The organism is Caldifarcimen microaerophilum (assembly GCF_055387105.1).
Window position 1 is genome coordinate 340,033 of sequence record NZ_AP038914.1, and the last position, 25,974, is coordinate 366,006.

General features: G+C 61.7%; 21 protein-coding genes and 1 tRNA gene. 8 read left to right on the forward strand and 14 right to left on the reverse strand.

What is annotated here, in order from left to right; genetic code table 11:
* Positions 1–20: 20 nt before the first annotated feature.
* The 8 genes from AC6HU3_RS01605 to AC6HU3_RS01640 all read right to left on the reverse strand — a co-directional run bounded on the left by AC6HU3_RS01605 (position 21) and on the right by AC6HU3_RS01640 (position 9,572).
* A complete protein-coding gene (locus AC6HU3_RS01605) occupies positions 21–1,343 on the reverse strand; it encodes a YfbR-like 5'-deoxynucleotidase (RefSeq protein ID WP_497474076.1) in 1,323 nt (440 codons plus the stop codon).
* A complete protein-coding gene (locus tag AC6HU3_RS01610; protein WP_497474078.1) occupies positions 1,306–3,189 on the reverse strand; it encodes an ABC transporter ATP-binding protein in 1,884 nt (627 codons plus the stop codon). Before AC6HU3_RS01610 ends, AC6HU3_RS01605 begins: the two co-directional genes overlap by 38 nt.
* A complete protein-coding gene (locus AC6HU3_RS01615; RefSeq protein ID WP_497474080.1) occupies positions 3,156–3,968 on the reverse strand; it encodes a hypothetical protein in 813 nt (270 codons plus the stop codon). Before AC6HU3_RS01615 ends, AC6HU3_RS01610 begins: the two co-directional genes overlap by 34 nt.
* On the reverse strand, positions 3,968–7,330 hold the full coding sequence (gene dnaE / locus AC6HU3_RS01620) for a DNA polymerase III subunit alpha (RefSeq protein WP_497474082.1): 3,363 nt from the start codon (positions 7,328–7,330) through the stop codon (positions 3,968–3,970). The genes AC6HU3_RS01615 and dnaE overlap by 1 nt, the downstream gene beginning before the upstream one ends.
* 97 nt (positions 7,331–7,427) lie before the next feature.
* A complete protein-coding gene (locus AC6HU3_RS01625; protein ID WP_497474084.1) occupies positions 7,428–8,633 on the reverse strand; it encodes a hypothetical protein in 1,206 nt (401 codons plus the stop codon).
* A 66-nt stretch (positions 8,634–8,699) separates the two neighbouring features.
* A complete protein-coding gene (locus tag AC6HU3_RS01630) occupies positions 8,700–9,065 on the reverse strand; it encodes a transposase (protein WP_497474085.1) in 366 nt (121 codons plus the stop codon).
* Positions 9,065–9,202: a hypothetical protein gene (locus AC6HU3_RS01635; RefSeq protein ID WP_497474087.1), complete on the reverse strand. Its 138-nt coding sequence runs from the start codon at positions 9,200–9,202 to the stop codon at positions 9,065–9,067. Before AC6HU3_RS01635 ends, AC6HU3_RS01630 begins: the two co-directional genes overlap by 1 nt.
* A gap of 157 nt (positions 9,203–9,359) precedes the next feature.
* Positions 9,360–9,572, reverse strand: a complete 213-nt coding sequence (locus tag AC6HU3_RS01640) for a hypothetical protein (protein WP_497474089.1) — start codon at positions 9,570–9,572, stop codon at positions 9,360–9,362.
* A gap of 167 nt (positions 9,573–9,739) precedes the next feature.
* Between AC6HU3_RS01640 and ispG the strand changes: the two genes are divergently transcribed.
* The 6 genes from ispG (at position 9,740) to AC6HU3_RS01670 (ending at position 17,643) form a co-directional block, all read left to right on the forward strand.
* Positions 9,740–10,987: a flavodoxin-dependent (E)-4-hydroxy-3-methylbut-2-enyl-diphosphate synthase gene (gene ispG, locus AC6HU3_RS01645; RefSeq protein WP_497474091.1), complete on the forward strand. Its 1,248-nt coding sequence runs from the start codon at positions 9,740–9,742 to the stop codon at positions 10,985–10,987.
* Positions 10,971–11,669, forward strand: a complete 699-nt coding sequence (locus AC6HU3_RS01650; RefSeq protein WP_497474093.1) for a heme exporter protein CcmB — start codon at positions 10,971–10,973, stop codon at positions 11,667–11,669. Before ispG ends, AC6HU3_RS01650 begins: the two co-directional genes overlap by 17 nt.
* Positions 11,670–11,737: 68 nt before the next feature.
* Complete coding sequence (gene rplU, locus AC6HU3_RS01655; RefSeq protein WP_497474095.1) at positions 11,738–12,058, forward strand: 50S ribosomal protein L21; 321 nt, start codon at positions 11,738–11,740, stop codon at positions 12,056–12,058.
* Positions 12,055–15,771: a C25 family cysteine peptidase gene (locus AC6HU3_RS01660; protein ID WP_497474096.1), complete on the forward strand. Its 3,717-nt coding sequence runs from the start codon at positions 12,055–12,057 to the stop codon at positions 15,769–15,771. Before rplU ends, AC6HU3_RS01660 begins: the two co-directional genes overlap by 4 nt.
* The gene (prfA, locus tag AC6HU3_RS01665) at positions 15,768–16,892 is read left to right on the forward strand and encodes a peptide chain release factor 1 (protein ID WP_497474098.1); all 1,125 of its coding nucleotides are present in this window, start codon (positions 15,768–15,770) and stop codon (positions 16,890–16,892) included. Before AC6HU3_RS01660 ends, prfA begins: the two co-directional genes overlap by 4 nt.
* On the forward strand, positions 16,831–17,643 hold the full coding sequence (locus AC6HU3_RS01670; protein WP_497474099.1) for a N5-glutamine methyltransferase family protein: 813 nt from the start codon (positions 16,831–16,833) through the stop codon (positions 17,641–17,643). The genes prfA and AC6HU3_RS01670 overlap by 62 nt, the downstream gene beginning before the upstream one ends.
* On the opposite strand, the gene rgy is transcribed toward AC6HU3_RS01670, so the two are convergent.
* The 6 genes from rgy to AC6HU3_RS01700 form a co-directional block, all read right to left on the reverse strand.
* Positions 17,631–21,056 carry a reverse gyrase gene (gene rgy, locus AC6HU3_RS01675; protein WP_497474101.1) on the reverse strand — a complete coding sequence of 1,142 codons (3,426 nt, stop codon included), beginning with the start codon at positions 21,054–21,056 and terminating at the stop codon, positions 17,631–17,633. The genes AC6HU3_RS01670 and rgy overlap by 13 nt on opposite strands.
* Before the next feature lie 40 nt (positions 21,057–21,096).
* Positions 21,097–21,172, reverse strand: a tRNA-Asn gene (locus tag AC6HU3_RS01680).
* Between the two features lie 53 nt (positions 21,173–21,225).
* The gene (locus AC6HU3_RS01685; RefSeq protein ID WP_497474102.1) at positions 21,226–21,615 is read right to left on the reverse strand and encodes a hypothetical protein; all 390 of its coding nucleotides are present in this window, start codon (positions 21,613–21,615) and stop codon (positions 21,226–21,228) included.
* On the reverse strand, positions 21,615–22,016 hold the full coding sequence (locus tag AC6HU3_RS01690) for a hypothetical protein (protein ID WP_497474103.1): 402 nt from the start codon (positions 22,014–22,016) through the stop codon (positions 21,615–21,617). Before AC6HU3_RS01690 ends, AC6HU3_RS01685 begins: the two co-directional genes overlap by 1 nt.
* 3 nt (positions 22,017–22,019) lie before the next feature.
* Positions 22,020–23,477 (reverse strand): RtcB family protein, encoded by a 1,458-nt coding sequence (locus tag AC6HU3_RS01695; RefSeq protein WP_497474105.1) that lies wholly within the window; start codon positions 23,475–23,477, stop codon positions 22,020–22,022.
* Complete coding sequence (locus tag AC6HU3_RS01700) at positions 23,470–23,943, reverse strand: PaaI family thioesterase (RefSeq protein ID WP_497474107.1); 474 nt, start codon at positions 23,941–23,943, stop codon at positions 23,470–23,472. The genes AC6HU3_RS01695 and AC6HU3_RS01700 overlap by 8 nt, the downstream gene beginning before the upstream one ends.
* A gap of 149 nt (positions 23,944–24,092) precedes the next feature.
* On the opposite strand from AC6HU3_RS01700, the gene AC6HU3_RS01705 reads away from it, so the two are divergent.
* Together AC6HU3_RS01705 and AC6HU3_RS01710 are read left to right on the forward strand one after the other, a co-directional pair.
* The gene (locus AC6HU3_RS01705) at positions 24,093–25,058 is read left to right on the forward strand and encodes a glycosyltransferase family 2 protein (RefSeq protein ID WP_497474109.1); all 966 of its coding nucleotides are present in this window, start codon (positions 24,093–24,095) and stop codon (positions 25,056–25,058) included.
* Positions 25,059–25,061: 3 nt separating this feature from the next.
* On the forward strand, positions 25,062–25,973 hold the full coding sequence (locus AC6HU3_RS01710; protein WP_497474111.1) for a glycosyltransferase family 2 protein: 912 nt from the start codon (positions 25,062–25,064) through the stop codon (positions 25,971–25,973).
* Position 25,974 lies beyond the last annotated feature (1 nt).

Sequence of the window (25,974 nt, forward strand, 5' to 3'; positions counted from 1 at the left end):
TGGACATCGAAGCGTCCACATCAAATCGCCACCATCGAGGACACCATCTCTCCGAGATCCACACCCGCAAACACCAGTTCACCCCGTTCCGCCTGGGCAAGAAGGTGATTCCGGAGGCTCTCCAGCGCCCGGAGCAGGCTTGCCGGACGGATCCCCATCTCCACCGACTGCTGGGCCTCCACGAAGGCCGCCAGGTTGTCCGCAAGCTCCACCACCTGACCCCACACGGGCCACGCCTCCAGCGGGCTGGACAGGAGAACCTCATCCTCCACCCCCACCTCCATGCCGGCAGGGGTTCTGCGCTTGTTGGCGAATTCCTCCAGCGAGAAATATTCCAGCTGGTCCCGCAGTTCGGGGTATCCCTCCTGGGCCACCAGATCCAGCGCCTCCTGAAGAAGTTCCGCCTCAATGGCCTTGATTTCGTCGTAACTCGCCTGGTCCTCTTCTTCCAGCGCCTCCACCCCCTTCCGATCCCGCAGGACGGAAACAAACCACTCTTTCACCGGTCGGACGATATCCCGCGTGACCGCCTCCGCAAGGTCGTGAAACAGCGCGGCGAAATAGGTGACCGTGACCACCGGCGGGGGGTTGTCCATCCCATACAGAATGCCCTTCTGATGGAAGATGTGGTTGAGAAACATCCAGGTCAGGGTGGCCACATACACGCTGTGCCCCATCACAGAGGTTGGGGGCATTTTGTAAGTCTGACTCCATCGCTGCTGATAACGAAGTTTTTCCAGCACATGGTTAAACCGGGCCATGGGGCGGGCCAGGAGAAAGGTGTGAAGGGCTGGAAGGTCCGAAAAGGCATGGAGTTCCGAATGGATCTCTTCCTCAATCCGGTGCATCTCCTCCGTGTCGGGATTGACCTTCTTCAGAAGCTCAAACTCCCGCAGCGTGACGAATTTGGAGGCGCACCGGAGGAGCCGGAAGGTGTGGGTGCGCACATGGGAGGGATAGGTCACCTCGGGGTCCTGGTGGAGAAAGAGGTCCAGAAGACGCACGCTCTGGGGGTCCAGAAAGCGGCTCACTTCCTGGATCACATGGCGGTTCATCCGCACGAGCACTTCGGGCTTGTTTTTGTAGAGCCGGGACGATACGGCAGGCTTCAGATCGGAAAACACGATCTTTCGGAGAAGGTGAAAGGTCCCCCCGGCCACCAGATGGGTCCAGTCCACGGACGCTCCCCGGGCTTCTTCCATCCGGCCCATCAAAAAGGCCACCATCATCCTGTGACCGTGCCGGTCCATCTCCACGAGAGGGATGGGATGGATGTTGTCATTCCAGCGCCGGATAAAATACCCTTCAAACAGCCGTTTCAGGGTCTCCCCCGTCAGGGCCATGATGCACCTCCAGGGGTTTCAGGAATTGAAGGCGATAGAGTTCCCGATAGAGGGGGCTTGTTTTGAGGAGTTCCTCATGACGCCCCTCCGCCACCACCCTTCCCCGCTCCATCACCACAATCCGGTCCGCCTGAAGCACGGTGGCCAGGCGGTGGGCGATGATCACCACCGTCCGGTCCCGAAACGCCCGGTGCAGAGCCTCCTGGATCCGATCCTCCGAAAGGGCATCCAGGGAAGCGGTGGGTTCATCCAGAATCAGGAGATCCGGATCCCGGAGAAGGGCCCGGGCCAGCGCAATTCGCTGACGCTGTCCACCCGAAAGCCGAATGCCCCCCTGTCCCACCCGGGTGTGGAGCCCCTCGGGCAGTTCCTTCACGATGTCCATCACGTCAGCCGCTTCCAGCGCTCTTCTCACGTCTTCCTCCGACGCGTCCGGACGGGCATACAGGATGTTCTCCAGAAGCGTTCCGGAAAAGAGATACACCTCCTGGGGGACGATGGCGATGCGCTGACGATAGGAGAGGGGGTCATAGGTGGCAAGATCCATGCCGTCCACCAGGATCCGGCCCCGGGTGGGCCGGTCAAAATAGGCAAGAAGGTCCACCAGGGTGGTCTTTCCCGCTCCGCTCGGTCCCACGAGCGCCACCGTCTCCCCTTTCCGGATGAAGAGGGAAACACCCCTCAGGGCATGGGTTCCGTCCGGATAGTGGTAATGGACATCCTCCAGACGGATCTCCCGGCGAAGTCCCGGGAAGGTCTTCCCCTTCACGGAAAAGGGCTTTCGCTCGGAGGGGAGGGCGAAGATTTCCCGCACCCGTTCATAGGCAGAAAGTCCATTCTGGATGCGGTGATAGGCCTGACCCACCCGCTTGAGGGGCGCAAGGGTGGACAGGATGGCGGCGAGAAACACCAGGAATTCGTCTGCGGTGAGCTCACCCCGGGCAAGAAAGTGCCCCCCCACCAGGAGCACCACCCCCGCCATCACGGCGGAAGCAAATTCTGAGATGGGAGAGTTGAGTTCCCGGACGGCAACCAGTTTGAGTCCCGCGAGAAACAGACGCTGGTTCTTGTGATGGAAGGTCCGGGTTTCCCGGTCTTCATACCCGAACCCCTTCACCACCTTCATTCCCTCAAGGCTTTCCAGCACGTGCTGCCCCATCTCCCCCATCCGCCGGTGGAGTTTTTCGCTTCGCCTGCGGATCCACCGCCCCACCCCGTTGATGAGTCCCCCCATGACGGGAAGGACGATCACGGAGAACAGGGTGAGCTTCCAGCTCGTGGCCAAGGCCACCCCCAGATAGGCCACCCCCGTGAGCGCCTCCCTCAGCGCGGACAGGACCCCCATGGCAAAGGTTTCGCGGAGAACGGCGATGTCGTGGTAAAATCGGGAGATGAGTTCCCCCGTGTTCATCCGGCGGATCTGGTGAAGGGGCATGTTGATCACCTTTTCAAACAGCGCGTTCCTGAGGTCCCGGATGAGTCCTTCCTCGAAGGAAAAGGCGAGGATCTGATAGGCATAGGTCACCACCCCCCGGAAGAAATACACCCCCATGATGAGCAGAGCGATTCTTCGGAGGGCCACATCCCGGGGAACGTCAAACAGCCAGGATTGAAGCCATGCGCCGAGAGGGGCAAGGATTCCTTTCTGGAAAAGGGAAGGGAGGCCCTCCTGACCGAAGAGAACCCGGAGCACCGGGGACAGAAAACCGATGGAAATTCCCTGAACCACCGAAACGCTGAGCATGAGGAGGAGCGTGAGGACCAGCACGCCCACTTTTCGCCTCAGAAAGGGCCACAACCACCGGTAATAGCTCAGGAGGGAAGTTGTTCTTTCAGGGTTTCCCATAGGTCCTCCGAAAGGGTCAACGCACCCTGGATGGGAAGGGGATCCAGAAGCACGGTCACCAGCCCCAGGCGAAGAGCCTCACCCGCCAGGACCCCTGAGCCCACATACACCCGGGCAAGGGCGAGAAGGGCCCGGAGGCGGGGCACCGACCAGGCGCTCAGTTCCGCATGGCTCAGAGGGACAGCCTTCCAGGATGAAGGGACGTCAAGGCCGTCCTCGGTCACCACCAGCACTTCCCCTTTCCAGTCAAACCGCCCTTTGAGGAAATCCACCACGGACTTTTCTTCATTCGGATCCACCGGCGTCCGGAGGGGGACCCAGGGCACACCGACCATGGCGAAGGCTTCCCGCCACCGATCCGGATAGGGTGCATTCAGGCGAAACACGAACGTTCCATGCTCGTGGAAGGCAAAATGGGGACCTGCAAGATGGGGATAGATGGCCCGAAGCCATGCAGGGGCAGGGGGCTCCTCATCCAGATCCCAGAAAGCGGTGAAGGTGAAACCCGAAAAAAGGTCCGCACGATCGGGCTTTTCCGTGTTCAGGGAAAGCAGGGTCAGGCCCTCCATATGATGGTGGGCCAGGGGAAACAGAGCAGGTGGAGAGAGAACCACAACGGATCCGCCTTCCAGCGTCTCCCGAAGGGCATGGACGGCGTCCAGAGCCACCGAGGCCAGCGCCGGATGGGCAGGAAGCCGGACCAGAAAGGGGCCCTTTCGCGGTGCCGTTCCATCAAACCGAATGCGAGGAGGTTCAGGGAGACGCCGGCGCCACCACATCAGGAGAACCTCATCTCCACCCCCATCTCCCGGAGGGCACGGGCCAGGCTTTCCGCCGGATCAATCCGGAGGGTTCGGGAACGGTAACGCTTGCCGTTGAGACGAATCAGAAGGGGATGGCTTCCAGGATAGGCTTGGAGCAGGGAGACAAACTTTTCCACCCAGGCCTCGTCAAACGTGGAGGGGAGCACACACTCCACCGGTGCCTCGGCCAGACGCTTTTCCAGGTCCTCCAGGGCCGCCGCCCGAAGAACCGGGGTTTCCTCTTCTCCTTCGGTGGAAAGGTAACCCTTGCACCACACCACCCGGTCCAGCGAAAGGAGATCCCCTGCCTCGTTCAAAAGGTCTTCAAACACCAGAACCCGGAGACGGTTCCCCTCATGATCCTCAAGCTGGAGGTCCGCATATCGGGTCCGACCCCGCCGGACCTGGAGTTCCACAATCGCCCCCACCACCTCCACCGTGTTGCCCGTGTGCTCATCCAGGGCATCAAAGGTGGGAAACCGTCCTGCCACCACCTCCCGGAACCGGTCCATGGGATGGGCAATCAGGGGGAACCCCAGGACCTCCCGTTCCATGGCAACCCGCTCCTCCACCGCGTCTTCCACAGAACGGTCCACCCGGGAAGCCGCTTCCTGAAGCATGCCGCCAAACAGTCCGGGGGTCATGGCGGTGCGGGTGGGTTTGGCAAGGCGGGGGATGGCCTCCAGAAGGGCTTTGCGGGACGGTTCCAGAGCGTCAAACGCCCCGGCCTTCACCAGACTCTCAATCGCCCGCTTGTTCCAGTTTCCCGAAGCGTGCATGCGTTCCACGAAGTTTTCAAAGTTTTCAAACGCCCCCCCCCGATCCCGCTCCTCCACCAGTGCGTCCACGAACTTTTTGCCCACATTTTTCACCGCCCCCAGACCATACCGGATCAGGCGATCCCCTTCCAGTTTGAACTCCCACTCGGAGGCGTTCACATCGGGGGGGAGGATCTCCAGACCCATGCGATGGGCTTCCCGCACAAAGAGATAGGCCTTTTTGTGAAAATCTCCCGCCACCATTTCCGCTGAAAGGGTGGCCGTCATGAATTCTGCGGGGTAATGGGCCTTGAGAAAGGCCGTCTGATAGGCAATTAGGGCATAGGCGGCCGCATGGGACTTGTTGAAGCCATACCCTGCAAACGGAACGATATATTCAAAGAGGGCTTCCGCCTTGTCCCGGGGGACACCCCGTTCCACCGCTCCCTCCACAAACCGGGCCTTCATCTGCGCCATCACTTCCGGCTTTTTCTTCCCCATCGCCCGGCGGAGAAGATCGGCTTCGCCCAGGGAGAACCCGGCCACCCGGGCTGCAATCTGCATGATCTGCTCCTGATACACAATGGTGCCATAGGTTTCTTCCAGGATCTCTTCAAGTTCGGGAAGCATATAGGTGATGGGGGCTTCCCCGTGCTTGCGCTTCACAAAGTCCACGTGCATCCCGGAAGAAAGAGGCCCCGGGCGATACAGGGCGTTCACCGCAATGAGATCTTCAAACCGTGAAGGTTTGAGCATCCGGAGGAGCTCCCGCATGCCCCGGCTTTCCATCTGAAAGATCCCCAGCGTATGACCCCTGGAGAAAATCTCAAAGGTTTTCGGGTCGTCCAGGGGGATACGCTCCAGATCAAAGTCGGGGTCCCGCTTTCTCACAAGCTCCTCCGTCTTCTCCAGGATGGTGAGGGTCCGGAGCCCCAGAATATCCACCTTGAGAAGCCCCACCATCTCCAGGGATTTCATATCAAACTGGGTGGAAATCTCCCGGTCACCGCTCGTATGGCGGAACAGAGGAACGTAATCCGTGATCCGACCGGGGGCGATGACCACACCGGCAGCGTGGGTGGAGGCGTTCCGGACCTGCCCCTCCAGTTTGCGCGCGTAATCAAAAAGTTCTGGGTATTTTTCCACGAAAGGCTTGAGTTCGGGAACGCTTTCCAGCGCCTCTTCAAGGGTTGAGCCCTGTGGGATGAGTTTCGCAATGCGGTCCACCTCCGCAAGGGGGATTCCCAGCACCCGTCCCACATCCCGGATCACGGCCCGGGACAGCATGCGGCCGAAGGTGATGATCTGAGCCACACTGTCCTTTCCAAACCGCTCCCGGATGAACCGGATCACCTGATCTCGCTTCTGATCGGAAAAGTCAATGTCCACGTCGGGAGGAGACACCCGTTCGGGGTTGAGGAAACGCTCAAACAGCAGGTTATACCGGAGGGGATCCAGCCGGGTGATGCCCAGGGCATAGAGCACCAGAGATCCCACAGCCGACCCCCGGCCCGGCCCCACGGGAATCCCCTTCTCCCGGGCGTTCCGAACGATTTCCCAGATGATGAGGAAATACCCGGCATACCCCATTCGTTCGATGATGGCAAGTTCGTGCTCCAGGCGCTCACGATAGGCGTCCGGAATGGCCTCCCCGAACCGGCGCTTCAGGCCTTCCAGGGCAAGGTGGCGGAGGTAACGATCCGCACTCTCAAACTCCGAAGGGATATCGAACTGAGGGAGGTGGACCCGGGTGGGGTCCAGGGAAAGCTCGATGTTCACCTTCTCGGCAATTTCCAGGGTGGATCGGAGGGCTTCCGGGACGTCCCGGAAGATCTCCCACATCTCTTCGGGCGTGCGGAAATACACCTGATCGGTGGAGAGCCGGAACCGGTCCTCATCGGAGAGTTTTTTGCCCGTGTTGATGGCGAGGAGCACCTCCTGCAGGCGGGCATCTTCCCGGTGGATATAGTGCACGTCGTTGGTGGCCACCACCCGGAGGCCATACCGGGGCGCCGCCCGGAGGAGAAACGCGTTGATGATGCGGCTTTCCTCCACCCCCACATCCTGAAGTTCCAGATAGAAGCGCTCCGGGCCAAAGAGATCCACAAACTTCGCAATCATCTGATGGGCGGCCTCCTCACCCCGGTGGAGGAGGTTCTGGGCAACGGGGCCCTTGGGACAGCCCGAGAGAACGATGAGATGTTCGTGGTGTTCGGTGAGGGCATCCCAGTCAATCCGGGGCTTGTAGTAATAACCCTCAACATAGGCAAGGCTGGAAAGACGCATCAGGTTCCGGACCCCCTCGGCGTTCATGGCCAGGAGGGTGAGGTGGTAATAGTCCTTCTCCTTCTCCCTGCGGGAGGTGGGCGCCATATAAGCTTCCATCCCGATGATGGGTTTGATCCCGGCATCCCGGGCTTTCTGATAGAACTCCACCATGCCAAACAGGTTCCCGTGGTCGGTGAGGGCGAGGGCGGGCATGTGGAGCTCCTTCGCCCGGGCCACAAGATCCCCGATCCGGGCCACCCCGTCCAGCAGGCTGTATTCCGAATGAACGTGAAGGTGGACAAATTCCTTCATGGTGAGCTTCCCGAGGGCTGCTGTTTGGGGAAAGGATACCCCGCCCGGGACGAACCTTCAAAATGGGGGCAGAACCGGCATCATGCCGGAAATCCCCTCACGGTGTGGAAGGAGCACAGGTCATCTCCCGATCTCCGTCCGCAGGCCCCCCGGGAACACGGAGTTTGCGGCTTACCGTGCATTGAAAAAGCACATCGGACGGCGTGGGTTGACGGAAAATCCAGATCCTCCAGGAAAGGTCCAGTTCCACGGGTGGGGTTGTGTCAGGTGGCGTGAACACCGTATCAGTGATGAGAGGCTGGTTCGCCGGGGAGGAGGCGTAATACACCACATCCACGCCGGAAATCCGGGGAGAAAGGGGCTGTTCCAGCAGATGTTGTGCGATTTTACACGCCACACGGGCCAGGAGCGTGTCCTGACTCATCACGCAGAGGATGCTGAGAGGAAGGGTTTTGGGAAACGTCAGCCGGGTGTGGAGACCCAAGGAAGCAGGAGGATAGGGGTTTTCCCATGCCCTCCCCCCCAGTTTGCGCTGAAGGATCCGGATCTCCCCTCCGCACGTTCCGCACAGAGGGCACCCCCAGACGGTGTCCGCACAAACAGGCCACCAGATATCGTCAGGATCCCCCTCCTTCCCGACCCGAACAAGGGTCATCCGGGTGTCGGAGATCTCGAGATCGGTCATCCGAATGCGTTTCCCTGAATCCTGCGGAGATCCCACGGGATGCATATCAACCTTCACCGACACGCAGGATGTGAGCATTCCGGCCACCGGATGGAGCCGGGTCAGAGGTCCCTTCAGGTGGAAACAAAACACTTCCGGGGACCTGAATTCATAAATTTTCTTTCCCAACCGGAGGAGCCCCAGCTTTTTCAGGACGTTATACGGGAAGGGCAGAAGGTCCGGCGTGATGATGCGGTCCAGATCCAGGGTTTCGGGCGGAGGAGGCGGACTCGGTGGATCAAGGAGGAGACTCGTGAGGCTGTCCCACGCCACAAGATAGGACCACTGGTGCCGGTCCGGAATGGGTCGGGAGAGAACCCGGTGGAAATCCGCCCGATCCGCGGGAAGAAGAAAGGACTCCGCGACGGACCGGAGCTCGGGATCCATCAGCAGATGAGCGAACAGCACCGGGCCCATCCCCTCCTCCACCAGTGCCTCAAAGAGATGGGTCCCCAGTATATCCTGCTGGCGCATGGTATCCAGGAAGGTTCGTACGGATGGGGGAACGGATCCAGGTGGACGGGACGAAGGGCTGCACGCCACCGCAGCACCAGCGAGAAGCATCCAGAATCCGCGCATGCTTGTGTAGCTCCTTCAGACGGAGAGAAGTATAGTTGTGCGCGGGCGCAAAATCAAGCCTGAAGTTCACCCATGAGTTCGGACACATGGGTAGATGGATTGGATGAACGTGTGGTGGACACGTTGAATCAAGGATCTCCATTCTTTGAGCGGCAATCGCCACTTCTTCTCAAGCAGGACAAAAGGCCCGGAGAAGCGTTTCCATCTTGCAGAGCCTGTACGACGGAGAAGTTCCTGACGCACCTCTCCTCCAAGAAGCAGCACAATGCCGTAGACCAGGAGCAAAAATCCTACCAGCTTTTCCATCACCGTTTGTTTCTTGCTCATCACATCTCCCAACCCCAGCAGGCTTTTCATGTCCCGGAATGATTCCTCAATCTCCATCCGCCTGCGGTACAACCGCAGCGCTTCTTCAGGTTCCAGTGTGGTCATCAGCCATCAAGGTCACCCGCCTCCACGCCCACGTTGACTAACGTATACTTTCCGGGGGCCCCATGGCGTTTCCGGAGGGAAACGTCATGGGGTGAGAGATGGCGCAGGAGAGTCGTATAGCTGAATTCCCGGTCCATCACAAGGGGACGATTTCCAGAGAACCTTCCAGGAAAGAAGCGCCTGGATGTGGACGGCATTTCGTGAGCTTCCCGTATCTTTGAGGGTTCTTGAAGAGAAGGCTGTCATGGCAAAAGGGATGGCGCGTCCTCGCAGAGGGGCAGCGAGAACGAGGAGTCAGAAGCCGCGGGTTTTGCCATCTTTCAGGGTCCCGACGTATTCTGTCTTGCGGGCCTGGGGTCTTTCGATTTCGGTGACGTCGGCGATCACGAAAGGAGCCGTTTCGGGGAAAAGCCTCCAGAGGGTTTCATGGGGATCAAAATGTTCGAGGAAGCGCTGGATACGCTTATACGCGGCACCTTCAGAAACGCCTTTCATCTTGCGAGCCATGGAAGAGATCCGCAGTGATCGGGCTTCCAGGAAAGCGTATCCGAGGGGAAAGTATACAGCTTTCCCCCGGAGGATCCCCACCTCCCTTTCACCCCTGTCCGAACTCTTGTCCGGAGGTCAGAATCAAGCGCCTTGAAAGTTTCTCTCACGGCATGTACCCTTTAGGCATGCTTGCGGTGTTCAAAGCCCGGCGCAACACCCCCACCGTGTGGGTGGGGAAGGTCCCCGTCGGTGGGTCCCATCCGGTGGTGGTTCAGTCCATGACCAACACCGACACGGCCGATGTGGATGCCACCGCCGCCCAGATTCTCGAACTCGCAAAAGCGGGAAGCGAGATTGTCCGGATCACGGTGAACACTCCGGAGGCCGCCCGGGCCGTCCCCCGGATCGTGGACAAGGTCCGATCTGCGGGATGGGACACGCCCATCGTTGGGGACTTTCACTTCAACGGCCACATCCTTGTGGAGCGCTTTCCCGAAATGGTGGACGCCCTGGACAAACTCCGCATCAACCCCGGCACTGTCGGGCGAGGACGGCACCAGAACGCCAACTTCCAGAAAATGGTGGAAGCGGCACTGAAACACGACAAGCCCGTCCGTATCGGCGCCAATTGGGGCTCTCTGGACCCCCATCTCCTCACCGAACTTATGGACGAAAATGCCCGTCTTCCCGAGCCCCGGAGCGCCCACGAGGTCACCCTGGAGGCGCTGGTCCAGTCCGCCCTTCGCTCGGCTGCCCTGGCGGAAGAGATGGGTCTTCCTCATGACCGGATCATCCTCTCGGCTAAGGTTTCCCGGGTGCCGGATCTGGTGTGGGTGTATCGGGAACTTGCCCGCCGGAGCGACTATCCCCTCCACCTGGGCCTCACCGAAGCGGGCATGGGGGACAAGGGCGTGGTGGCATCTGCCCTCGGAATTGGCATGCTCCTTGCCGAAGGCATCGGAGACACCATCCGGGTGTCCCTGACCCCCCGACCGGACGACCCCCGGACCCGGGAGGTGGATGTGGCCATGCAGATCCTTCAATCTCTCGGGCTTCGCCAGTTCTTCCCCGACGTCACAAGCTGTCCCGGTTGCGGCCGGACCACGTCCACCTTCTTCCAGGAACTGGCCGAAGAGGTGACCCGCTTTCTCAAAGCCCGGATGCCGGAGTGGAAAAAGCGCTATCCGGGTGTGGAAAATCTCCGGGTGGCCGTGATGGGGTGTGTGGTGAACGGTCCGGGAGAGTCCCGCCACGCCCACATCGGCATCTCCCTGCCCGGCGCAGGGGAAGCCCCGAAAGCCCCCGTGTATGTGGACGGCGAGCTCTTCACCACCCTGGAAGGACCGGACATCGCCGAACGCTTCAAGGAAATCCTGGAAGACTACGTGGCTCGCCGGTTCCGGCCTGAAGTCCGTCATGAACCCGTCGGATAACCGGGCCCTCCCCGGCCCCTGGTCGGTCGCCCTGGAAATCCTCCGGAAAGACCTGCTCCTGGAGCTTCGCTCCCGGGAGTTTCTGTCCAATCTCGGGGTGTTTCTCCTTCTCGTGCTGGTCACCCTGAACCTGGCCTTCCAGGGACTCCCCCTGGCCCTCCACCTGCTTTTTCCGGGAGCCTTCTGGGTGGCCATGCTGTTTGGCACCGTGCTTGCCTCCTCCCGGAGTGTGATGATCGAGATGGAAGAACGGGCCATGCGCTCTCTGGCCCTGCTCCCCGTGGACCGGAGCGTGATTTATCTTGGAAAAGTGCTGGCCCTCTGGCTCTTTCTCCTCCTGGCTGCCCTGGGGGGCAGTTTCCTGGGGGTGGTGCTCTTCCAGGTTTCGGTGAAGGCGGTGGGGCTGTATGTTTTCCTTCTGGTGCTTGCCAGTTTCGGCCTCGCAGCCCTGGGAGTTCTGCAGAGTGTGGTGGGCTTCTGGGCGCGCACGCGGGAGATGCTTCTGCCACTCCTGATCCTGCCCATGGCCGCGCCCCTACTGCTCGCTGCCATCCGCCTCACCCAGGAGTCCATGCAACCCCGCCCCTTGGGCGTGGGCTCCTGGCTTGTGCTCCTCGTGATGTTTGACCTCCTTTTCCTCACCGTGGGGCTGTGGCTGTTTGAAGAGGCGCTGGAAGAATAGCCCGGGCCCATTGAAGAAACGCCCTTTTCTTTGTATAATCCCCAAAACACAAAAGGAGGAGGTCTGCCATGAAATATGCGGTGGTGGACGTTCAGGGCACACAGGTTCGGGTTGCCGAAGGGGATCGTGTGGTGCTGAACCGTTTTTCCGGCACGGAGGAAGGTGAGGAGATCGTGCTGGACCGTGTGCTTCTCCTTCGGGACGGGGACCGGGTGGATGTGGGGGATCCCTATGTCCCCGCGAAGGTGGTGGCCCGGGTGGTCCGGCACTTCAAGGGTCGGAAAGTGCAGGTGTTCAAGTTCAAACGGCGGAAAAATTACCGCGTCCTCCACGGTCACCGTCAGCCCCTTTCTGAGGTGGAGATTGTGCGGATTGAGTCCGGGGGGTGATCCCCATTTCCCTTCTCTTTGTTGCCTCTGCCCTGATTCTCGGCCCCCTCAGGGATACCCTTCTCCCCCTTCCTGAGGGGGTTTCTGTTCGATCCGTTCAGCCCCTGGGCACCCCTCCCGCCCGGGTGGACACGCTGGAATCCTTTGGGGAAGTGCACGCCCGGGTGGTGGATACCCTTCCGGAATGGGGTTTCCGCCTGGAAGAGCACGAGGGCCGGCGTTTTCTCCGCATCCGTTCGACAACACCCCTCACCGTCCGGGTGGAATGGGAGTCCCATCCCGTCTCCCCCCGTCCCGCAACCCTTCGAGACACCCTGGACCTCCTCATCGTGGCCCCTCGACGGTTCCGATCCGCTGCCGAAGTGTATCGAGATCTTCGGGAACGGGACGGTGTGCGCACCGAGATCGTGGACCTGGAAGATGTGCTCGCCGCGGGAGATGCCCCTGCCCGCGCTCTCCAGACCTATCTTCAGACCCGGGCTCAGGAGCAACCCATCCGCCACGTTTTCCTGGTGGGACCGGTGCCGGAGGTTCCCGTGGTGTTCACCCGTGTGGACGGGATCTACTCGCCCCTCCCCTTCTATGAACGGGTGCCCACCGATGTCTTTTTTGCGTATGCCTATGACGGTGCCTGGAACGCGGACGGGGACACGCTGGTGGGCGAAGCGCAGGACGGGGTGGACCCCCGGTACATGACCCGTCGCTTCAACATCGGCCGGCTGGTGATCCAGACCCCGGAGGAATTCCTTCGGTATGCCGCCAAGGTGGACCGATATCTCCACACCCCCCGGCCCGCCGTGCGGTATGTTCTCCACGGTCCGAAGATCAGCCCGTCCCTGTACGGGAGCACTTTTCTCTCCGGCGCCGAGACCTATCTCCCGGGGGATGTGAAACCCGTGAAACTTTATGAAGAAAACGGGGTGATTCCCGAAGACACCTTCTTCGCCCGGCTCCAGGAGGCTTCCCTCTTCATCGGCGTGGCCCACGGATACAACGACCTGTATGAGATCAACTATTCCCCCTGGGTGGACGCACGGATTCCCCGGTTTGTCATGGACACCACCTATCCTCCTTTCGTGTTCTATCCCATCGCCTGCGAGCTTCTTGCCTTTGACGAAGGTGCCCTGGGCGTGTGGAGTCTCCTCGGGGAGGGGGGTCCGGTGGCGGTGTATGGCATGGCGCGGCTGGACTTCCCGGACTATTCCCAGTATCTCGCCCTGTGGTTCATGCAGGCCCTTCAGAATGGTGCCCGGACGCTCGGAGAAGCCGACGCCTTTGTCCGGGAAAACCTCCGGATGTACACAGGGCTCTACAACTCCGTGCCCCGGTATCTGTTCTTCGGCTACACCCTCCTGGGCGACCCCTCTCTGCCCGTTTTCACCCGACCCCTTGAAGTCCTGGATCCCGCCAGCTTTTCCCTCACCATCCAGCCCGCCCCGGGTGGGTGGCACATCACCGGAGGTCGTCCGGAAAGCCGGCTGGTGGTGGAAAGCACCGCCCGGGAGATCCACCACTTTCCTTACGATCTCCTGATCCCCTCCGCGCCCCCGCCCCGCCTCCGGCTGATCCTTCCCGGGACCATCCCGGCCGAAACGGTGCTGACCCTGCGGCCCGACGAGCGCGCCGACCTGGACATCCAGGCTCCCGAAGAGGCCACCCAAGGGGACACCCTCCGGATTCAGGTGACAGCCCGCAGCCCGGTGGAAGGCACCCTTCGCGTCCTCCTCCCCGACACAACCCTCCTCCAGACGGTGATCGGTCCGGAAACCCTGACGCTGGCGTGGCAACCTTCGGTCACGGGGTTTGCAAAAATTCACGCCCACCTGGACACACCGGAGGGGGACCTGGAAGCCCTCCACACCGTGCGTGTCTATCCTCTCTTTCCGACCCTTCTCGGCGTTCTTGTGGACACGCCTACGGTCCGGGTGGTGCTGAAACACGCACCTCCGGCCTGGCGGGGCGGCCGGCTTGTCGCCGGAGGCGACACCCTGCCCCTTCCGGACTCGGGGGAGGCTCCCCTGTGGTTTTCCCCTCCCGTGATGACCGGTGAAACCCTTGCCCTCACCTTCCTCATCCATGCCTTCTCCCGGGAAACCACCATCGTCCTGTCCGACACCCTTGCCCGAACAGGGGGGCTGGTGGCCCGGTCTGTCCCCGGGGGCGCCGAACTCTTTGCCACGGATTCCCTGTGTGACGCCTATGCCTTCCCCGGCCTTTCCCTCTGGCTGGACCGAAATGATCTGCCCTTCCGGATGGAGGGGGAAGGTGCGTTCCCGGTGGATTGCGTGCGGAAAGGGGTGGGGATGCCCGCCGGGACCCTCCGCACACGGATGGGGCCTCCGGTGCGTCCCCCCTATCCCGTCCTCCGGCCTGAGTTTCTGGTGACCCAGACCGGTCCCCTCCCCGGGCGGTTCCTGGATCCCGGAAGATCGGAGATCGCCCTCATCGGCCAGGACGGGCGGATCCACCTGCTGGATGCCCTCACCGGGGAGGTGCTCCTCTTGGTTCCCCCGGAAGCCCCCATCTCCGAAGTGTTCCGGGATGCGGTGCGGGCGGATCTGGACGGAAACGGGACAGACGATCTGGTTTTCGTTCAGCGAGGTCCGGGCGGTTTCCGGGGCCTTCTGAACGGCAGCGTGTTCTTTGTTTCGGCACCGGTGTCCGTGGTTCGCACCCCCCTTGCCTGGGATCTGGATGGGGATGGAAAGGATGAGATTTACACCACGTATGGACGTGCGATCCTGCGTTTGCGCGTTTTGACGGTTCCCACCGTGGACACGCTGGCACTGCTTGCTTCGGGTTCCTGGACATCCCGGGTTGCCCTCGCACCCTCCCGAACCGCCCTCCTGGCGGGTGCAAACCTGGGCGGGACCTATGCCCTCCTCCAGATCAGCCCCACGGGAACCCTGGATACCCTCGGAACCCTTTCCGCTTCCGTTCAGGACCTTGTCGTGGGAGATGTCCACCCCGACACGGGTCTCGAAATTGTGACGGTGTCTTCGGATTCGGTGCGCATCTGGAAAGACACCGCGCACCTCGCCTCGTTTGCCATCACCCTGCGGGCTCCGGACCCCGGCCTGGTGGACGTGGACGGCGATGGGGTTCTGGACGTGGTGCTCAAGGTGAAGGACTCCACGGGCACCCAGTATCAGGTGGTGGCCCACCGGTATGACGGGACTGAACGCTTCCGCTCACCGGAATCCTGGGAAAATGGCCTCTCCTTCCCCACCCCCCTTGCGGGATGCGGCTCCCGGGTGATCTATGGGAACCGGGGCGACAACCTGTATCTCTGGGGTGGGGAACCCCACAGCCTGTTCCTGGGCCACAAGCTGGGCGGTGGCGTGTTCGTCGGAACGAACGGTGCCCTGTGGATCGCTTCCTTCCTCGGTCCGCTCTGGGTGCTGGAGACCGGCCTGACCTGCGCCCCCACCGACTGGCGCACGGCCTATCACGACCTTCACCGCACCGCCCACGCCGGCGTGAGCGATCTCCTCGTCCGGCGGGAGGAAGGCAACAGACCCGGTGTTTCCCTGCGCCTTCCCCGGGTGCTCCGGGCATCCCGTACCCCGGTTCTGGTGCTCCCGGGCCTGCGGGTGTATGACCCTTCGGGCCGTCTCCTGGGGGTGGATCGCATCCGGATCCGGGGACTCCCCTCCGGTGTGTATGTCCTTCAAACCCCTTCAAGCCGGCAGAAGGTGCTGATCCTGCCATGAAGGACCGGCTGGAAGAGCTGTACCGGGAAATCCTCCACCGTGTGGAAGCCCTGGAACGGGAACTCGCCCGGCCGGAGGTGCTCGCCGATCGGGGACGTTATGAAGAGCTTGTTCGCGCCTTGAAAGAATGGAAGGAACCGGCGGAGGCCGCCCGGGAATATTTTGCCACCCGGGAAGAACTGGAAGAAGCCGGGCGTTTGCTCGAAGAAGAGACGGATCCCGACATGCGGGCGTTTCTCAAAGACGAAATTGCCCGGCTTGAGGACAAACTGGGGCGCCTGCGCCGGGACATCCGGCGGGCCCTTCTTCCCCGGGACCCCATCCACGAGCGAAATGCCGTTCTGGAGATCCGGGCAGGCGCCGGGGGTGAAGAAGCTGCCCTGTTCGCCGGAGACCTGCTCCGCATGTATGTCCGCTTTGCCGAACGCAAGGGATTCCGGTCCACCGTGACGGAACTCCAGTCCAGCGACCTCGGTGGAGTGAAACGGGCGGTCCTTCTGGTGGAAGGGAAAGGGGCGTTCGGTCTTCTGCGTTATGAATCCGGTGTCCACCGGGTCCAGCGTATCCCCGTCACGGAAAGTGGCGGGCGAATCCACACCTCCACTGCCAGCGTGGTGGTTCTGCCCGAAGCCGAAGAGGTGGACGTGGAGATCCGCCCCGAGGATTTGAAAATCGAGACCTTCCGGGCAAGCGGTCCCGGCGGACAGCACATGCAGAAAAACGAAACGGCCGTCCGGATCACCCATGTCCCCACCGGGATTGTGGTGGTGTGTCAGGACGAGCGCTCCCAGCACCAGAACCGCCTCAAGGCCATGCGCATTCTCCGGGCCCGGCTGTATGAGCGGGAACTGGAGCAAAAGCGCCGGGCCGAGCGCCACATGCGCCTGGTGGCCATCGGCACCGGAGATCGGAGCGAAAAAATCCGGACCTACAACTTCCCCCAGAACCGGGTGACCGATCACCGGATCAACCTGACCCTGTATCGTCTGGAGGAGATCCTGGACGGGGACCTGAACGAACTCCTGGAGGCCCTGCAGCAGGAAGATGAGCGCCGACGCCTTGAAGACCTGGAACGCGCTGGTGCGGAAGCTCTCCGGGCACGTCTTGGCTCCGGAGGATGAAGCCGCCTGGATGATCCAGGCCCGCACGGGCCGATCCGTGTTCACCCACCCTTTCACCCGCCTGTTCCCCGAAGATCGGGTGGCCCTTCTCCAGTGGGTGGAAGGCCGAAGGACCGGGCGTCCCCTGGCCTATCTCACCGGAACGGCCTTCTTCTGGGGAAGGTCTCTTCAGGTCCTTCCGGGCGTGTTTATTCCCCGTCCTGAAAGCGAGGCGCTGGTCGCCGCCCTCCTGGAACACCTCCCTCTGGGTTCCCTCCGGGTGGTGGACCTGGGAACTGGCACGGGCGCCCTTCTCCTTGCCCTCCTTGTGGAACGCCCGCAGGCCACGGGCTTCGGTGTGGACATTTCACGGAAAGCGCTGTCGGTGGCCCGTGCAAACGCGCGGCGATGGAAGGTGGAGGAGCGTGCCCGCTGGATCCGGGCACGGGGAGAGGCGCTGCCCCTCCCGGCGGATTCGGTGGACGCCGTGATCGCCAACCCGCCCTATGTTCCTGAGGGATGGGAGAGTCCGGACCCGGCTGTGAAGGAAGAGCCCGCGGAAGCCCTGTTCAGCCCCGGTGGGGTGGGACATCTCCGGACCTGGCTCCAGGAGACCCTCCGCATCCTTCGGCCGGGAGGCTGGGGGGTGATGGAGATCTCCCCGGTGATCCTGGAGTCCGTCCGTGAGGTCATGGACCAGGCGGGGGTACCGTTTACGCTCGTTCGGGATGTCTCTGGAGAAGTTCGGGGAGTTTTGTTTCAGAAGGGCTGAGAAGCGGAAAGAAGCCTCCTGAGCCCTTCAAACTCCCGCAGGACCTCCCGGAGGGACGCTTCTCCCTTTTCAACCCGGTCCATGGTTTCCTCCAGACGCCGGGTGAGGTCCTCGCTCACAAGATCGCCGTGGTGTTTCACAAGCCAGGCATACACCTTCTCCCCCAGGCGGGTGGGCCAGAGATACCCGCCCCGTTCCACCACGTATTTCCGGAGAAGAAGGGTCTCCACAATCACGGCATAGGTGGACGGCCGGCCCAGCCCCCGGCGTTTCATCTCCGCCACCAGTTCCCCCTGGGTGAAAGGCCGGGCCCTCGGAACGTCCCGGATTTCCACATCCCGCACCGGACTTTCCCGGAAAAGGGGTGGAACCCCGAGGAGGCGATAAAATCCGGGCTCCAGAATCCGCAGAGGGACAGTTTCTTCCACACGGATGCCTTCGGCTTCCAGCACAAGACGCCCGGTTTCCAGACGTGCAGGCGCCATCTGGGACGCCATGAAGGTCCGGAAAATGAGGTCATACAGGGCCACCGCACGATCCGGATGATCAAGGTTCACAAGCCCCGCCGAAACCTGTTCCTGGAGATCCTCCGGTGGAAGGGGACGGGTGGGACGGATGGCTTCATGGGTCCCTTCTTCTCCCCACGCCCGGGGAACAAACAGTTCCTCACCAAACTGTTCCACAATCCAGGGCCGGGCCACCTGGAAACGCCCGAAGGTGGACACGTGGGTGCTGTCCGTCCGGTGATAGGTGATGTACCCCTTTTCAAAAAGTTCCTGCAGGAGGGCCATGATCTCCCGGGCCGAAAGCCCCAGGGCTCGATGGGCTTCCACCAGCACACGGTCTGTGGTGAAGGGCGGATGGGGAGAACGCGTCTCCTCCTGAACGCTTTGAACGGAAAGGGTGTATGTTCCCGATGCAAGGGCGCGTTGAAACCTTTCGGCGTCTTCACGGGTCTCAAAACGCCGGGCAAAGGCAAAATCCCCGATCTTCCACCGGACTTCCGGAACCTTTTGTTTCGCTTCACGGGCACGTTCGATCACCCATCCCAGCACCGGACTCTGCACCCGGCCGGCCGAAAGGCCCGTCTGGCCCAAAGCCTTCCAGAGCCGCTGGGAAAGGGTGAACCCCACCCATCGGTCCAGAATCCTCCGGGCAAGCTGGGCCTTCACCCGGTTCAGATTGGCATCCCGCGGAGATGCAAGAGCCTCCCGGAACGCTCGGGGGGTGATCTCATGGAACTCCGCCCGGTGAAGGTTGGGTTGATAGGGACGAAGCCACTGGATCAGGTCATAGGCGATTTTTTCCCCTTCCGCATCCGGGTCGGTGGCCACCAGCACCTCGTTCACCTCAAAGGCAATCCGGCGAAGCCCCTCCAGAAGATCCTTCTTATCCCGTGCCCGCCCGCCGCATTTCCGCTTCACATCCTCCGCGTCCACCACCTGTTCTCCCGTGTCCAGACAGCGTTTCAGCGTGTCATACACGGGAAGGTATCCCTCATCCCCTCCCCGCTCCACCCCGAAAAACCCCGCATCCCGGACGAGATCCGTGACATGCCCGAGAGAGGCGGCAAGGAGCAGATACCGATCCTCTCCAGGAATCTCATACACCACCGCATCCTGCACCCTGCGCATCTGGGGCTTTCCGAAAAAGGACGCGAGGGTCCGGGCTTTGGTGGGCGACTCCACCACCACCAGGGTGGCCGGAAGGCGCACTTCTTTGCCCCCCGTCTGCCGGCTTTCATCCAGTTCCTTCCGGATCGCTTCAAGGTCCACGTCCTCAAGGGCCTGAAAGATCACGTCCTGGTGCATCATCTGGAGACGAAGCCGCCGGATCAGGCTGTTCATCGCCCGTTCGTTGTCATAGAAAACAAGAGAAAATCCACGGGTGAGCCGTCCGCGGAGCAGGCGGGACGTTCGGCCTGTGGCCTGGATATAGGTGGTGGCGTCTCCGATATAGGCGACGGGCTGTCCGTCTTCCACGGCAAGGGCCACATCCGGACGGGAACGGAGACGCTCAAGAAATTCCGGACCTGACAGGAACGTTTCCACAAAGGCGGAGATTTCTTCAAGAAGTTGCGCGTGGGCCTCAAGCCGGGAAGCGCCCAGCAGAGGTCGCAGACGGGCAACGTACGCCCGGGCACGAATCTTCTCCTCCCCTTCCAGAAGGGGCATCATGAGGAGAAGAAGGGAAAACAGCCGGGGAGGAGAGGATTCCAGCGCGAGGGGAATACGCCGGACAGGAGGCTCAAGAAACAGGGCATAGCGGAGGATCTCCGGCATGTCCACACCCCGAACCAGGGGGTTGTGGGGATGGGCCACCCCCACGGCCAGATGAAAGGGTTCCTCTCGCATCCGCTGGGCGAGTTCATCCGGGTCCATTTCCCGATAGGACAACACCGTGAGCCCCTGTTTCCGGAGTTGGCCCACCACCTCATCCACCGCTTCCCGGCCGAGCAGTTCGGAAACGAACAGCAGGCCTCCGCCCCCCAGGATCTCCACCAGACGCGGAATCTCCTGAAGGGCGGATGGAACCTTCCGGCGTGCCCGGGCGTCCACCACGTTCCGCAGGGTGGACGTGGCCTGCTGGACGGAAAAGCCCAGAAGACGGTCAAAAAGGCGCACCGTCCGGGGATGGGGCCGAAAGGTGGCCGAGGACATCACCACCCGGGTGGGGATCTTCTCCCGAAGCCGGGACAGGCGGAGTTCATCCTCCTCCCGCATCCATGGGCGCAGGGCTTCTTTACGGGCCCATTCGGGAAACCCCAGGAGTTCCACCAGCCGGTCCACGCCCCGCCCCCGCTTCAGGAACGCATCCACATCGTCAATCACCACAAGGCCAAACGTGTGCCGTTTGAGATCCTCAAACCGCCGGTGGAAGAACTGGACCGTCCCCACAAGAATATCAAAGGCACCGGCTTCAAAGGCTTCCTGAACCTTCTTTCGGGACTCATACAGGAGCACGTTCTTCGGAAGGCCCACGGTTCGGGCAAAGTCCATCAGGCGATCCCGGACCTGGAGACCAAGAAGCCGGGTGGGGACCAGGAACAGCACCTTCCCCTGAACAAACAGGGAAAGGACCAGGCTCCAGGTGGTCTTGCCCATCCCGGGGGGAGCGGAGATGGCAAAGGACTGCTTCAGGAAAAACCGGCGAGACCACGTTTCCTGAAGGGGAAGAAGGTCGTGTCCCGTGGTCTCCCGAAAGAAGCGGGCGAAGGATTGGACGTCGTTCAGAGCCGTGCAATACGCTTCCAGTTTCTGGGGAGAAGAAAGGAGGGCGCAGAGGCGGGAGGGTTCAAGGGCTTCGGGGGGCATGTCGGGGAGGCACCGGCGACACACCCCACCACGGCCCATGCGTTCGTCGCTCACCGGACCCCCGCAGGACGGACAGGCGGAACGATAGACAGCGAGCATGGGGAAAGTGTAGGGCCACAGAAAGGGAAGGTCCACCCGCTGGCGCCCCGGGCAGGACTCGAACCTGCAACCTACGGGTTAACAGCCCGCCGCTCTGCCTGTTGAGCTACCGGGGCGCGTGTCGTTGATTATACACAATCCTCCCCGAAGCTGCAAATCCTGCAGGGGATCAGGACTGCCCATAGGGCATGGGCGGTTTCACCCGGGGCCAGGCATGAACCAGAAAGAGGAGACAGGCCCCGGCCTCAAGGATACGTCCGGCCGTGAACCCCGGGATCCAGTCCAGAACCAATCCCAGATTGAGCAAGATCAGGGCAGCGGCAGCGAGCTCCTCCCGCCCCCGACGGATTCCGAATTTGGGCAGAATCCAGTATGCGATGCTCATCGTAAACTGGAGCATGAAACCCACCGCCATCCATTCCACGTGATGATCCACGAGGGCCCCGGACCCACCGGGCCATCCCAGGGTCCTCCGGGTGATTTCCAGGGCACCCACGAGGGTGGACGCAAGGAAATAGCCAAACGCAAGGCGCACGCCCACACGGGAGAGAAGAGGCATCAGCGTCCCACCTTCCGGATCCGTTTCCAGATCACAAGGGTGAACGCCAGGCCTCCCAGCCACTGGACCCATGCCGAACCCGCAAGAAGAAGGCGGACCCATTCGCGGGTGTAGCCGGAAAGGAAAAGGGGCTCCGAGATCACCCGTCCCCAGAGACCCGCAAGGAGAAAACCATACGCCAGGGCCACGGGACCTTCAGGACCCCGGACCTGCTCTCTGGAATACCGGGGAAACATCCAGTGGGCCACGCCAAAGATGAGAAACACCAGCCATCCCACAAAGAAGAGGTGGAGGAAGGCGGGGCGATAGGGATAATCCAGACCCTTCCACGCCCAGAGAAACAGCGCGAGGAACAGGTGAACAAAAGCGGTTTTCACATACAGGCGGACCAGGGTGGGCATGGATTATCCCTTCACCACCCCGATGGGACGCTGACGGGCCACCTTCCGGGAAAGGCCCACCCGATCCACCACGTCCACCACAAGGTCGAGGTCTTTGTAAGCTTCCGGGATCTCTTCCCGAACCGTGGCGTGGGAGGCCGCCCGGATTTTCACACCGATGGCGGCGAGCTCCTGATAGACGTTTTTGGAACGGGCCATCCGATCGGCGGCTCGGCGGGAGAGCTGGCGCCCGGCTCCGTGACAGGTGGAACCGAAACTCTTCTCCATGGAGGCGTGGTTCCCCACAAGGATATAGGAACCGGTTCCCATGCTTCCGGGAATCAGAACCGGCTGCCCGACGGACCGGTACACTTCCGGAATGGCGGGATGTCCCGGAGGAAACGCCCGGGTGGCGCCTTTGCGGTGAACCAGCACCCGGCGTTTTTCCCCGTCCACCACGTGGTCTTCGATCTTCGCGATGTTGTGGGCCACGTCATAGATGAGGCGCATCCCTAAGGATTCGGCGGATTTGCCAAGAACGCGCTCAAAGGACTCCCGCACCCAGTGGGTGATCATCTGCCGGTTGGCCCAGGCGAAGTTCGCCGCGCTGATCATGGCCCCCAGATAATTCTGGGCTTCGGGGGATGAGATGGGGGCGCAGGCCAGCTGGGGATCCGGCACCCGGATGCCATACCGGGGCATCACCCGCTTCATGATTTTGATGTAGTCGTCGGCAATCTGGTGACCGAAGCCCCGGCTCCCGCAGTGGATCATGATCACCACCTGGCCTTCAAAAAGTCCCATGGCCTCCGCGGCTTCGGGATGGAAAATCCGTTCCACCACCTGGATCTCCAGGAAGTGGTTGCCCGATCCCAGGGTTCCGATCTGAGGACGTCCCCGCTCCATGGCCCGGTGGGAAACCGCCTCCGGGTTGGCTCCCGGCATCTGTCCGTTTTCTTCCATCCGCTCCAGGTCGCTCTCCCAACCATACCCGTTTTCCACCGCCCACCGGGCCCCCTTCACCATCACCTCCCGGAGTTCCTTCGCCGAAAGGCGGACTTTGCCTTTGGCGCCCACGCCGGAAGGCACGTTCCGATACAGAAGGTCCAGAATCCGGTCCAGATAGGGCTCCATCTCATCCCGGGTGAGGTCGGTCCGGATCATCCGCACACCGCAGTTGATGTCAAACCCGATGCCACCGGGAGACACCACACCCTCGTCCATGTCCATCGCCGCCACCCCTCCGATGGGAAACCCATAACCCCAGTGGATGTCCGGCATGGCATAGGAAGCCTTCAGAATCCCGGGAAGGGTTGCCACGTTGGCCACCTGCTCCGGGGCCTTGTCCTGAAGGATATGCTGAATGAGCTGGCGGGAAGCATAGATGATGCCGGGAACCCGCATGCCCGGCTTGTAATCCTGGGGAATCATCCAGGTGTTGGGCGCAATTTCCTTGATGGGTCCCTTCCATCCCTCAGCCATGGTGACGGGCCTCCTCTTCTTTCACCTTCTCCCGAATGCTGTCCACAAAGGCTTCGTCAAACAGATGGGGGGCCTCCACATAGATCCCCCGGCCAACGGCCGCGAGTTTTCCCTTCACGGTCAGGCGTCCTTCTGCCCGGATGCCCCACCGCCCCCGATCCGTGATGCGGGCTTCCACCTTCACAGGTGTGTTCAAAGGCACAGGGCGATGATATTCCACCTCGAGTTGCACGGCCACCACCCGGTGCCCCTGACCCCAGACCGCCATGCCCATGGCCTCGTCCAGCACGGCCGCCAGCGCACCCCCATGGGCAAACCCCGGCGGTCCCTGTTCGTGGACGGTGAAGGTGTGTTCTGCAACAATGGACCCGTCCTCCATGAGGATCCAGCGAACCCCCATACCTTTGGGGTTCTCCGAACCGCACACAAAGCACGGACCATGTTCGGGAAAGGGGATTCCTTTCATGGCGTATCAATTCTACAGATTCTCATTCGGCCTTTCACGCACGGACCTTCCCATGTGCCATAATGAGACAGGTGAACCGTTTGCACATCCCGGGATGAAATTTCCATGAAGATGCTGTATGATTCTGGCATACGGAGGTGAGACACGGGATGAAGCGGCAGGAGGGGCTCATTTCGGTGGTCATTCCGACCCACCTTCCGAGATACCCTCTCACGAGGAAGGTGTTGCAGGCCCTTCGCAACCAGGAAGATCCCGGTCCCTTCGAGGTTCTGGTCTGCACGGACGGACCCGTGCCCCCCTGGTCCCGTGAATTTTCCTTCGCCCGGTGGCTTGCGGTGAAGGATCCCACCCCGGCGGCCAAACGCAACCGGGGCATGGAGGAAGCCCGGGGAGACCTGATCCTCTTTCTGGACGATGACGTGATCCCCGAACGGGGCGTTCTGCGTGCCCACCGCCAGGGACACGCGCAATTCCCTGACGAAAACGTGGTTTTGATCGGCGAAGTGGTCTGGCCTCCCGAGGTTCGCCAGACCGCCCTGGGTTTCTGGGTGGAATGGGGACATGCCTATCTGGATTACAAGCGGTGGAAAGCCGGACAGACCGTGCCTTCCTATGCCTTCTATGCAGGGCATCTGTCCGGAAAACGCTCGTATCTTCTTCAAACGCGTTTTGATCCGGGATACCGTGCCCTGGCCTATGAAGATGCGGATTTTGGTTTTCATCTGCCCGGACTCCGCATCGTGTTCTGGCCTCAGGCACGCGCCCTCCACGACAAGGCCCTCACCTGGAACGACATGGTTCGGAGAGCGCAGGCCATGGGCACAATGCGGCCTTATTTTCTCTCCCGCAATCCTCACCGGAAACGCCGGGTGGAAGGTGTGCTGAAACGGGGCGCGTTTTTGTTCAGGCATTTCAAGCATCTGGACGCCGTTGCCGAACGCCTGGCATACCATCCCCGCCCTCTGGGCCTGGTGTATGCCCCCCTTTTCACCCTTGCCACCCTCGGGCACTTCGTGGACGCCCTGATGCGTTCACCGTTCGCCCCGGATGCTGTATACCCTTCCCTGTCTCAGCCGGAAGGGCCCACCCCTTCCCTCGCACACGCGAAGGGTTGATCTGTGGACATCAGCATCGTAATTCCCTCCCGGGCTCGGGAGGATATGCTTCGTTCCCTGCTGGGTGCCCTGGAAACACAGCAGGAAGGTCCGGCGTTTGAAGTGATCGTGGTGGAGGACGAAGAGGAGAGGCGCTATCACCTCCCGAACGTTGGCTTTCCCCTTCTGCACCTTGCCGGAGGGGGCAGGGGCCCGGCGCACGCCCGGAATGTGGGGGTCCGGAACGCCCGGGGCCGGTGGATCCTCTTTCTCGACGACGATGTGGACCCCGCCGACCGGGACTTTCTGGTCCGGCTTCACCACGTGATCCAGAGGCTCCAGGAACCCGCCGGAATCCTGGGGCGGGTGGACTGGCATCCGGAGGTTCCCCTGAACGCCTTCCGGTGGTGGCTGGACCACGGAGGGCCTCAGTTTGCCTTTCACCGCCTCAAACACGGGACCCGGGTCCCGGGGCGCTATGTGTCCACAGCCTGCTTTGCCCTTCCCCGGGACGTGGCGGAACAACACCCCTTCGATGGATCTTTCCCCTATCCTGCCTATGAAGACTGGGACCTCGGAATCCGCCTGGAACAAGCGGGAATCCCCATCTGGTATCGGGAAGACCTTCGGGTGCTTCACCGGAATGCACCGGTTCTCTCCCGTTATCTCCAGCGCGCCTGGCGGGTGGGCTGGTCCCGATCCCGTCTGGTCCGGAAACATCCGGAGATCCGAACCCTGATCGAGCGCCTTCCGGGAGGGGTGACCGCCGGCTGGCTTATTTTCGAACTTCTGGGAACCCTGCTCCTTCCCCTGGCGCGGCGCGTGGAGCACCTTCCCCCCGCCTCCACGCCTTGGGTGGGGTGGGTGTTTGAGGTGGTTTACCGGAAAGCCTTTTTTGAGGGGTATGTGGGGGGGCGGCGTTCGCCGCCCCCCTGAG